The sequence below is a fragment of the Paeniglutamicibacter antarcticus genome (genome assembly GCF_039544305.1).
GTDB classification, from domain to species: domain Bacteria; phylum Actinomycetota; class Actinomycetes; order Actinomycetales; family Micrococcaceae; genus Paeniglutamicibacter; species Paeniglutamicibacter antarcticus_C.
The window spans coordinates 1-3,109 of record NZ_BAABLK010000071.1; the positions used below are offsets into that span (position 1 = coordinate 1).

The window sequence follows — 3,109 nt, forward strand, 5'->3', positions numbered from 1 at the left end:
GCACAGGTCAGCAAAACCTGCGCCTTTATGAACGCAAGGGACTCTTAGACCCTCAACGCACTGAAGGGGGAACCCGCCGCTACAGCGAAGCGGATCTCGATATCCTGCGTCGGATCTCCCACCTCCTGGCTCAGGGGCTGAATCTGTCGGGAATCCGACTTGTTCTGTCTTTGGAGGCAGAAAACACCTCGCTGAGAAACGAACTCGACCAGCAGGACGCGAAGCCCAACAAGCAGCAGAAGACCCCAAAAGACTGATTCCACTCCTACGCTTCGATACGCAACGAGGGTGAAGACCATCCACGGTTGACCGGCCTTGAATCACTTCTCAGCCTGTCCTACCGCGGTAACCCGAGCCATAGCGTTTCTTGGAACCACTTGTGAACAGGAAGCAGATCAATGAGTGAAGTTATTGAACCCCTGGACCCTGCTGATGCCACGGCCATCGCGCAAGGCGTCATCGCCCCCGATGATGCCCGACCCCTGGACCTCGACGATGAGCTCCACATCGGGACGGATAGTGAACGAATGGTGGTGTGGGACGAAGCGCACGACAGCGAGCTGGAGCCAGAAGAAGACCCTGGATTCGATGCGTACTTCGATGAGTCCAGCGATGATGAGGATCCTCCGGAAGCATAGGTTCCGGTAAGCACCCAGAGCAGTAGGGTGCTTATTTTCTATATGCAGTCTGCTGACCCATGCTGTGAGCAGATATCCGGGGACACGCCGATGCTTGATCCGTACCTGCGGATGGGGCGCCACCTGGGGCTAACGAATCAGGGAGGGATCTAAACGGTGGTGCCTCAATTCGGTGACGGGTCAAAGACCTGAGAAACCCGCTCAGTACCCCCAAGAGATGCACTTTCATCCTGTCTCTTGGTAGTCGAGGACTGCCTAAACGTTCATTTCGCCGCTGGTGGTGGGAAGGTAAGCCAAGCCGTCTTGATCCCGTGCGGTTGGAGATAATACTGGTGCGCGAACTGCCTGGTTCTGGTTCACGGGAGTATCCTGCGTGGCACCTGTCAAGGCTGCCCCCTCCCATCATGAGGAAATTACCTGGTAGCTCACAACCAGCGTGACGTCCAGGGGTTCGACATATCCGGTGTACCCGTTCTCTGGTGACACCTAAGCGCACAGGCGTCTAGTCGCTTTGCAACGCTGCAGTGATTGCTGCTTTTTCCCCTTCAGTGGCGTGGGGAAGAGCCTCCCCCACGCCATTGGTAATCTGAACAAAGCGGAGTACTAACCCTCGTCATTCGGTTGCCCGTGCGTTGTACCCCCGTTGATAGCCTTACAAAATGGACCGCACCACCTCCACCCCATAGGAACGGTAGGCCTGAAGCACCAGATCCCCGGTGTCATATCCGGGGTGGTGTGCATTGCGTTCGGGAACCACGATGATTCTGGCACTCAACCCATGCAAACGATCCGCCGCATATTCTCCCAGTGCCTCAGCTTGCACAATGAGCTGATTGATCGAGTCCACCTCAGTGTCCTTCCTACAGGTCGATTACTTCGCTTTTGCGTACTTTCAAGCTCCGGTCCACATGAAACTAAAACGCGTCGAAGGCGGAAAACGAGCATTGTTCTAGGACATATCATCCGTGGGTGCCGCCTCGGGATCAAGACCAGCCATGAGGCCATCTATCCGTTCAATGCCCTCATTTAGTTTTCCGACCATGGACCAAAGAACCGGATGCTGTGCGCGAATTTCCTCCAGCGTTTGCCCTGCTGCAGTGAGCGTCGAAAGGTCAAAACTGACATTGGTGCGTGCCCCTGCCAGCGTGGATCGCAAGGCACCGAACCCAACGACAACATCGGCAATGAGCGCCCGGTTTCCATAGGTGGAAAGCCATGCCAGGTCTTCGATGGCTTCGATCGCTTTCTGGCCCAAAACAGCTGAGGCCTTGGCCGCCTCCACCGACGCCTCGGATATTGCAGAATCTCTCGCCGAACCCGGTTGCAAACGAAATGCGGCGCCGAAGGCCTTGGACGCCGCTGCATCCTCATCGGCCAAACGCAATGCCTCGTGACGCAGTTCGTGGGCCCGTTGGAGGATGAGGCTAAGTTCCGGTCTCTGATCTTCGGAGGTTTGGGTATAACCGGCAACCATTGACGTCAAAGAAGCGGCAATGGCAAGCATCAAGCCAGCGCCGGCACCACCGCCCGGCGAGCCTGTGGACTGAGCCAGAGCCCACGTCCATTCCTCAACAGTCGTATTCTGCGTTGTGATCTCCACAGTGTCACCCATGACACACAGTGTGCCTTAAAGGTCTACATTTAGCTTCGATTTTGCAGTATTGGCTACGAAACAGAATTCCTTGTAGAGAATTCGATGCCGCGGAGCGCAGGTTGTGCCCCCAACTACGAATATTTCAGTGTTTGGTGCCAGCATCTACCCGGTGGACCGTTCCGCTCTTCGCAGGTACTGATATACCGTTTCCCTGCTCAACCCGTAATCCCTGGCAAGTTGCGCTTTGGGGACACCCTTGACAGCCAAGGCCACCAACTCACTGACCTGATCAGGACTCAGTGAACGTTTGCGTCCCTTGTAGACTCCACGCGTTTTGGCCAGGGCGATTCCTTCGCGTTGGCGTTCCTTAATAAGGGAGCGTTCGAACTCGGCGAAGGCTCCCATGACCGAGAGCATCAGGTTCGCCATCGGGGAGTCCTCCCCCGTGAACACTAAGCCTTCTTTCACGAATTCCACCCGGGCACCCTTGCCGGTCAGTTTTTGCACCACCGACCGAAGGTCGTCGAGGTTTCGGGCCAGGCGGTCCATAGAGTGCACCAGCACGGTGTCCCCCGCTCGGGCGAACCTGATCAGCTCATCAAGCTTCGGACGCTTCGTATCCTTGCCCGAAGCATGATCGGTGAACACCTGGTCAAGAGTTTGGCCTTCGAGCTGGCGTTGCTCATTTTGATCCAAGGTACTCACCCGCACGTATCCAAGTCGCTGCCCTGCCACTGACTCCCCCAAAATTAGAAAACCCTGCTCATTGTCAGGTTAGATTCTATGAGCTCGACCAAACTCTGTCCATTAATAAGAATACGAACCCTAATATGACATCATTTAATATGCCAGTCTTACGTCTAGTTGGGGTATACCC

The 3,109-nt window shown here is 55.6% G+C and carries 5 protein-coding genes; 2 read left to right on the top strand and 3 right to left on the bottom strand.

Going from position 1 to position 3,109, the window contains the following annotated elements; all coding sequences use genetic code 11:
- Together ABEA12_RS15195 and ABEA12_RS15200 are read left to right on the top strand one after the other, a co-directional pair.
- Positions 1-257: MerR family transcriptional regulator (locus ABEA12_RS15195; protein ID WP_345468842.1), on the top strand; the 257-nt coding region annotated here is incomplete at its 5' end.
- A 141-nt stretch (positions 258-398) separates the two neighbouring features.
- The gene (locus ABEA12_RS15200; protein WP_210102370.1) at positions 399-638 is read left to right on the top strand and encodes a hypothetical protein; all 240 of its coding nucleotides are present in this window, start codon (positions 399-401) and stop codon (positions 636-638) included.
- A 652-nt stretch (positions 639-1,290) separates the two neighbouring features.
- Here ABEA12_RS15200 and ABEA12_RS15205 read toward each other — a convergent pair.
- The 3 genes from ABEA12_RS15205 to ABEA12_RS15215 all read right to left on the bottom strand — a co-directional run bounded on the left by ABEA12_RS15205 (position 1,291) and on the right by ABEA12_RS15215 (position 2,967).
- Positions 1,291-1,485, bottom strand: a complete 195-nt coding sequence (locus ABEA12_RS15205) for a hypothetical protein (protein ID WP_210102369.1) — start codon at positions 1,483-1,485, stop codon at positions 1,291-1,293.
- Between the two features lie 102 nt (positions 1,486-1,587).
- Positions 1,588-2,250 (bottom strand): cyclodeaminase/cyclohydrolase family protein, encoded by a 663-nt coding sequence (locus tag ABEA12_RS15210; RefSeq protein ID WP_210102368.1) that lies wholly within the window; start codon positions 2,248-2,250, stop codon positions 1,588-1,590.
- Positions 2,251-2,394: 144 nt separating this feature from the next.
- The gene (locus ABEA12_RS15215) at positions 2,395-2,967 is read right to left on the bottom strand and encodes a recombinase family protein (protein ID WP_210102367.1); all 573 of its coding nucleotides are present in this window, start codon (positions 2,965-2,967) and stop codon (positions 2,395-2,397) included.
- Positions 2,968-3,109: the final 142 nt, after the last annotated feature.